The 4,978-nt window shown below is 70.7% G+C and carries 7 protein-coding genes; 4 read left to right on the top strand and 3 right to left on the bottom strand.

What is annotated here, in order from left to right:
* Positions 1 to 200, bottom strand: a 200-nt coding sequence (locus tag ACFE7U_RS12745; protein WP_375410101.1) for a DUF2093 domain-containing protein, incomplete at its 3' end; no start/stop codon positions are given.
* A 114-nt stretch (positions 201 to 314) separates the two neighbouring features.
* Here ACFE7U_RS12745 and ACFE7U_RS12740 point away from each other — a divergent pair.
* The 4 genes from ACFE7U_RS12740 to deoA are packed head-to-tail and all read left to right on the top strand — an operon-like array spanning position 315 to position 3,686.
* Positions 315 to 782 carry a cytidine deaminase gene (locus tag ACFE7U_RS12740; RefSeq protein ID WP_375410109.1) on the top strand — a complete coding sequence of 156 codons (468 nt, stop codon included), beginning with the start codon at positions 315 to 317 and terminating at the stop codon, positions 780 to 782.
* An 11-nt stretch (positions 783 to 793) separates the two neighbouring features.
* Positions 794 to 1,609, top strand: a complete 816-nt coding sequence (locus ACFE7U_RS12735) for a purine-nucleoside phosphorylase (RefSeq protein WP_375410108.1) — start codon at positions 794 to 796, stop codon at positions 1,607 to 1,609.
* Positions 1,606 to 2,382 carry a deoxyribose-phosphate aldolase gene (deoC, locus tag ACFE7U_RS12730; RefSeq protein ID WP_375410100.1) on the top strand — a complete coding sequence of 259 codons (777 nt, stop codon included), beginning with the start codon at positions 1,606 to 1,608 and terminating at the stop codon, positions 2,380 to 2,382. Before ACFE7U_RS12735 ends, deoC begins: the two co-directional genes overlap by 4 nt.
* Positions 2,379 to 3,686 (top strand): thymidine phosphorylase, encoded by a 1,308-nt coding sequence (gene deoA, locus ACFE7U_RS12725; protein ID WP_375410099.1) that lies wholly within the window; start codon positions 2,379 to 2,381, stop codon positions 3,684 to 3,686. Before deoC ends, deoA begins: the two co-directional genes overlap by 4 nt.
* Before the next feature lie 30 nt (positions 3,687 to 3,716).
* On the opposite strand, the gene ACFE7U_RS12720 is transcribed toward deoA, so the two are convergent.
* Entirely contained in the window at positions 3,717 to 4,037 is a 321-nt protein-coding gene (locus ACFE7U_RS12720; protein WP_375410098.1) for a hypothetical protein, read from the bottom strand.
* 114 nt (positions 4,038 to 4,151) lie between these two features.
* Entirely contained in the window at positions 4,152 to 4,793 is a 642-nt protein-coding gene (locus ACFE7U_RS12715; protein ID WP_375410097.1) for a class I SAM-dependent methyltransferase, read from the bottom strand.
* Positions 4,794 to 4,978 lie beyond the last annotated feature (185 nt).

Below are 4,978 nucleotides of genomic sequence, written 5' to 3'. Positions count from 1 at the left end.
CCCAACCGCTCCATGACCGCCTCCGGCGTCGCATAGGCCTCCTGGCGCTCGACGCTCCAGTAGCGCAGGTCGTCGAGAGCGATGGCTGCGCCGGTCACCGCGCAGCGCACGAAGGGACCCGGCTTGATCACCCGCATGGTGCCGTCGCCGTACTCGACGACCGCCTCACCCGCGCCGCCCCGCTCGTACCGACCCAGCATGTGTTTTACCCTTCCAGATCCGAAATCGGTCCGATCATCCTGACCCTGGTCTTAGGAGCCGGATCGCGCCTTGTCGACGCGCTGGGCCTCGACAGGCCGACGGCGTTGATGCCTATGATCCGCGATGTGCCTGCTCCCCTCAAGCCTCGCAGACCCGTGACGGACCCCGCCACGACCGACCCGGCAGCCGATCTCGACGCCCTGTTCGCGGCGGCCAACGCGGTGCGTGCCCGCGCCCACGCGCCGTATTCGAATTTCCGGGTCGGTGCTTCCTTGCGTGATGGGGAGGGGAGGATCCATGCCGGCTGCAACGTCGAGAACGCGGCCTATCCGGTCGGCACCTGCGCCGAGGCCGGGGCCATCGCCGCGATGGTCGCGGGCGGCGGGCGGCGAATCCTTCACATCCTGGTGCTCGGGGAGGGGCCGGCCCTGGTGACCCCCTGCGGCGCCTGCCGCCAGCGCATCCGCGAATTCGCCGAGCCGTCCGCCGCGATCCACGTCGCCGGCCCGGAGGGCGTGCGCCGCAGCTTCACCCTGGAGGCGCTGCTGCCGGCCTCGTTCGGCCCGGACAACCTCGCATGAGCGCGCCCGCCATGTCGCCGGACGTCGCGGTGGAGGCGGCCTGCGACGTGTTGCGGAGTCGGGGCTTCGAGGGGGCCTATGCCTGCGCGATCGTCACCGGGACAGGCCTCGGTGGCTTGGTCGGTTGCCTCGAAGGCACCCAGTCGGTTCCCTATGCGGAGATCCCGGGCTTCCCAGCGCCCGGCGTCAGCGGCCATGGCGGCGCGCTTCACTGCGGCGGCGTCGCCGGAAAGCCTGTTCTGGTCTTCGAGGGCCGTGCCCACGCCTACGAGGACGGCAACCCTGCTGCGATGCGTGTACCCATCGGGGTCGCTCGCTCCCTCGGTGCGGGCGCCCTGCTCCTCACCAACGCCGCCGGCTCGCTGATGCCCCAGGCCGGTCCCGGCAGCCTCGTCGCCATCTGCGACCACATCAACCTGTCGGGCCTCAATCCTCTGATCGGCGAGACCAGCGATGCCCGGTTCGTCGGCATGGTCGGGGCCTATGACGAGGGCCTGCTGCGCCGCCTCCGGGCGGCGGCCGAGGACTGCGCCGTGCCGCTGCCCGAGGGCATCTACGCCTGGTTCTCTGGGCCGAGCTTCGAGACCCCGGCCGAGGTCCGGATGGCAGGCCGCCTCGGAGCGGATCTCGTCGGCATGTCGACCGTGCCAGAGGTCATCCTGGCCCGGTTCTTCGGCCTGCCCGTCGCCGCCATCTCGGTGGTGACCAACCTCGCCGCGGGGATCGGCGGCGGCGATCCCCGTCACGCGGAAACCAAGGCGGAGGCGCGCGCCGCAGCCGCCGACCTCGCCCGCCTCGTCGAAGCTTTCGTCGCGAGACTGCCATGAGCGCCCGAGAGACCGTGACTTCCCGGGACATGACGCATGCCGATGCCGCCTTCGCGCGGCGCGCCCTCCCTCTCCTCGACCTGACCGATCTCACGGACGCCTGCACCGAGGCGGCCGTCGCTACCCTCTGCGCCAAGGCGCGGGCGAGCACCGTCGCGGCGGTCTGCGTCTGGCCGCGCTTCGTCGCACAGGCGAGGCACGAACTGGCGGGCAGCGACGTGCGCGTCGCCACGGTGATCAACTTTCCCAAGGGCGGGGATGACGTCGCGCGTGCGGTCGAGGACACCGCCAAGGCATTGCGGGACGGTGCCGACGAGATCGACCTCGTGCTGCCCTACCCCGCGTTCCTGCGCGGCGAGACGGGGCCGGCCCGCACCATGATCGAGGCCGTACGCGGGCTCTGCGACGGCGGCCGGCTCCTCAAAGTCATCCTCGAGACCGGCGAGCTCGAGACTCCGGACGCGATCGCAGGCGCGAGCCGGCTGGCCCTGGAGGCAGGGGCCGATTTCCTCAAGACGTCGACTGGCAAGAGTCCGGTCTCGGCGACGCCGGAGGCGGCACGCACCATGCTCAGGATCATCCATGCGCACGGGGAAGCGCGTCCGGCCGGCATCAAGATCTCGGGCGGCCTGCGCAGCATCCGCGACGCCGCCCCCTATCTCGCGCTCGCCGACGAGATCATGGGACCGGGCTGGGCGGGGCCGGCGACCTTCCGCTTCGGCGCGAGCAGCCTGCATGCTGACCTCGTCGCTGCTTTGGGAGAGGGCACGTGAGGCTGCCGCAGGAAGTGATCCGGGCCAAGCGCGACGGCCATGCCCTCGACGGCGCCGAGATCGAAGCCTTCATCGCCGGCCTCACCGACGGGCGCGTCACCGAAGGCCAGGCGGCGGCCTTCGCCATGGCGGTGTTCTTTCGCGGGTTGTCCCTGCCCGAGCGGGTGGCCCTGACCCGGGCCATGACCCGGTCGGGCACCGTCCTCGCCTGGGACCTGCCCGGGCCCGCCATCGACAAGCATTCGAGCGGCGGCGTCGGCGATGCGGTGAGCCTGGTTCTCGCCCCGATGGTGGCGGCCTGCGGCGGCTACGTGCCGATGATCTCGGGACGCGGGCTCGGCCATACGGGGGGCACCCTCGACAAGCTCGCGAGCATCCCGGGCTACGATTCCGCACCGGATCTCGACCGCTTCCGCCGGGTCGTGCGCGAGGCCGGCTGCGCCATCATCGGCCAGACCGACAACCTCGCACCGGCCGACCGGCGCCTCTACGCCATCCGGGACGTCACCGGGACGGTGGAATCGCTCGACCTCATCACCGCCTCGATCCTCTCGAAGAAGCTCGCCGCCGGGCTCGACGGCCTCGTCATGGACGTGAAGACCGGCTCGGGCGCCTTCATGGCGAGCCTCGACGATGCTCGCGGGCTCGCGAACAGCATCGTCACCGTCGCCAACGGCGCGGGCCTGAGGACGGTGGCACTGATCACCGACATGGACGCACCTCTGGCCACTGCCGCCGGCAACGCCGTCGAGGTCACCTACGCGATCGACTATCTCACCGGACGGAGCCGGGAACCGGCCTTCCACGCGGTGACGCTGGCGCTCGCCGCCGAGATGCTGGTGCTGGGCGGCCTCTCGCCCGATCCAGACCAGGCCTCGGCGCGGCTCGAACACGCCCTCGCCTCGGGCAAGGCCGCGGAGGTGTTCGCCCGGATGGTGTCGGCGCTCGGCGGGCCGGCTGACCTGATCGAGCGGGCGGACGCGTATCTTCCGCGCGCACCCGTCGCGAGGCCGGTCCATGCGGAGGCCGGCATCGTGGAGCGCGTCGCCACCCGCGATGTCGGGCTCTGCGTCATCGCGCTGGGCGGCGGGCGCACCCGCCCCCAGGACAGCATCGATTCCGCGGTCGGCCTGACCGCCCTGGCGCGGCCGGGCGACGCCGTCGGCCCGGACCGGCCGATCGGCATCGTCCACGCCCGCACGGACGAGGGGGCGGACCGTGCGGAGGCCGCCTTGCTGGCGGCCTACCGGATCGGTGCCGGCCCGACGATGACGGGGCCGGCGGTGATCGACCGCATGGGGTGAACCGGCGGTCGATCACAGTCGACAGAGAGGTCAGTCGCGGTCGTGGCCGCGATGCCCGCCGTGGCGATGGCCTCCGTCATGGTGGCGATGCCCCCAGCCGTGATGCCCGTGACCCCAGCCGAGATGATGTCCGCCCCAACCGCCATGATGGTGACGGCCGTGTTGATGGCCGTCGTAGCCCCCGTGACGGCCCCCGCCGTACTGCGCCGAGATGATCCCGCTCTCGGATGGTTCAGCGATGCCGATGGGCGGCGCCAGCGGTGCCGCCTGGGCGGAACCGATGGCGGCGAGCGCCAGTGCGGCTGCCAGGATTCCGGCCCGTGAGGCGATTGCTGCTGTGCGAGACATCATGGCGGGCATCCTCTTGATCCATCGACCGGGGCGTTCCCGGTCGATGTGGAAGATGAGCCGATCCGACTGAATGGCGACTGAGACGGCCCTTCAGCAACCGTTGAGGAAGGGCGATCAGGGCCGGCGATAGACCCAGACGCGGGCCGGCGGCAGGTTCAGCCAGACCTTGTTGGAACGGCTCGCCATGTAGCTGCCGGCGTTGCAGCGCTCGGGGATTGGGGGCACCAGCGCGTAGGTGAACTGGATGAACGGGGCGCTCGGCTGCATCAGGTCATGGGCCGCGTTCAGCAGTCCGAGACGCTGTTCGAGGGGCTTGGTGAACAGCGGAAGGCTCGAGATCGTGGCCGCACCCTTGGCCGAGAGCAGCGGGCCGGCGGTCTCGTGGATCGCGTAGGCGTCCCCCTGCACCACGGTGGCGCGCGGAAAGCGTCGCGCCAGGAGTTCGCAGAAGTTCGGATTGTACTCGATGAGGATCAGGCGTTCCTGGGCGACGCCGCGGCGGACCAGGGCGTCGGTCACGGGACCCGTTCCCGGCCCGAGTTCGATCACGGGTCCGTCGAGGCGTGGATCGACGTAGGAGGCCATGGTGCGGGCGAGCATCTTGCCCGAAGGCGTCACCGACCCGGTGACAAGTGGCCGCTCGAACCACGACCGCAGGAACCGAGCCTCGTCCTCCAGCGGATCGCGTTTCTCGCGGAGGGCGGCGAAAGACGGATCGGGTGAGGATTTGGCGCTGGAACGGCGGAGCGACGGCAAGATCCAACGTCCTCAGGTTACGAAAGGCACGGAAAAGAGGCTAGACGACAAAAGAGATGGCACAGTCAAGCAAAGCTCGGCAGGGCGCAGGACGGGTCCGGCCCCCGGCTGACGGCCGTGTCCGGAGCGACAACTGTTCCGGCGGAGGATTTGATCCCGTTCGCCGTCGAGGCCTTGTTCATCTT

It is taken from the genome of uncultured Methylobacterium sp. (genome assembly GCF_964251405.1).
In the GTDB taxonomy this organism is placed as follows: Bacteria; Pseudomonadota; Alphaproteobacteria; order Rhizobiales; family Beijerinckiaceae; genus Methylobacterium.
Note: the sequence above shows the minus strand (reverse complement) of the source record. Positions and strands in the feature narration are given on the sequence as shown.

Excerpts from the sequence above, each read along its gene's own strand:
- ACFE7U_RS12720 (WP_375410098.1), bottom strand. The coding sequence starts at position 4,037 with ATGATGTCTCGCACAGCAGCAATCGCCTCACGGGCCGGAATCCTGGCA.
- deoC (WP_375410100.1), top strand. The coding sequence starts at position 1,606 with ATGAGCGCCCGAGAGACCGTGACTTCCCGGGACATGACGCATGCCGAT.
- ACFE7U_RS12740 (WP_375410109.1), top strand. The coding sequence starts at position 315 with ATGATCCGCGATGTGCCTGCTCCCCTCAAGCCTCGCAGACCCGTGACG.
- ACFE7U_RS12735 (WP_375410108.1), top strand. The coding sequence starts at position 794 with ATGTCGCCGGACGTCGCGGTGGAGGCGGCCTGCGACGTGTTGCGGAGT.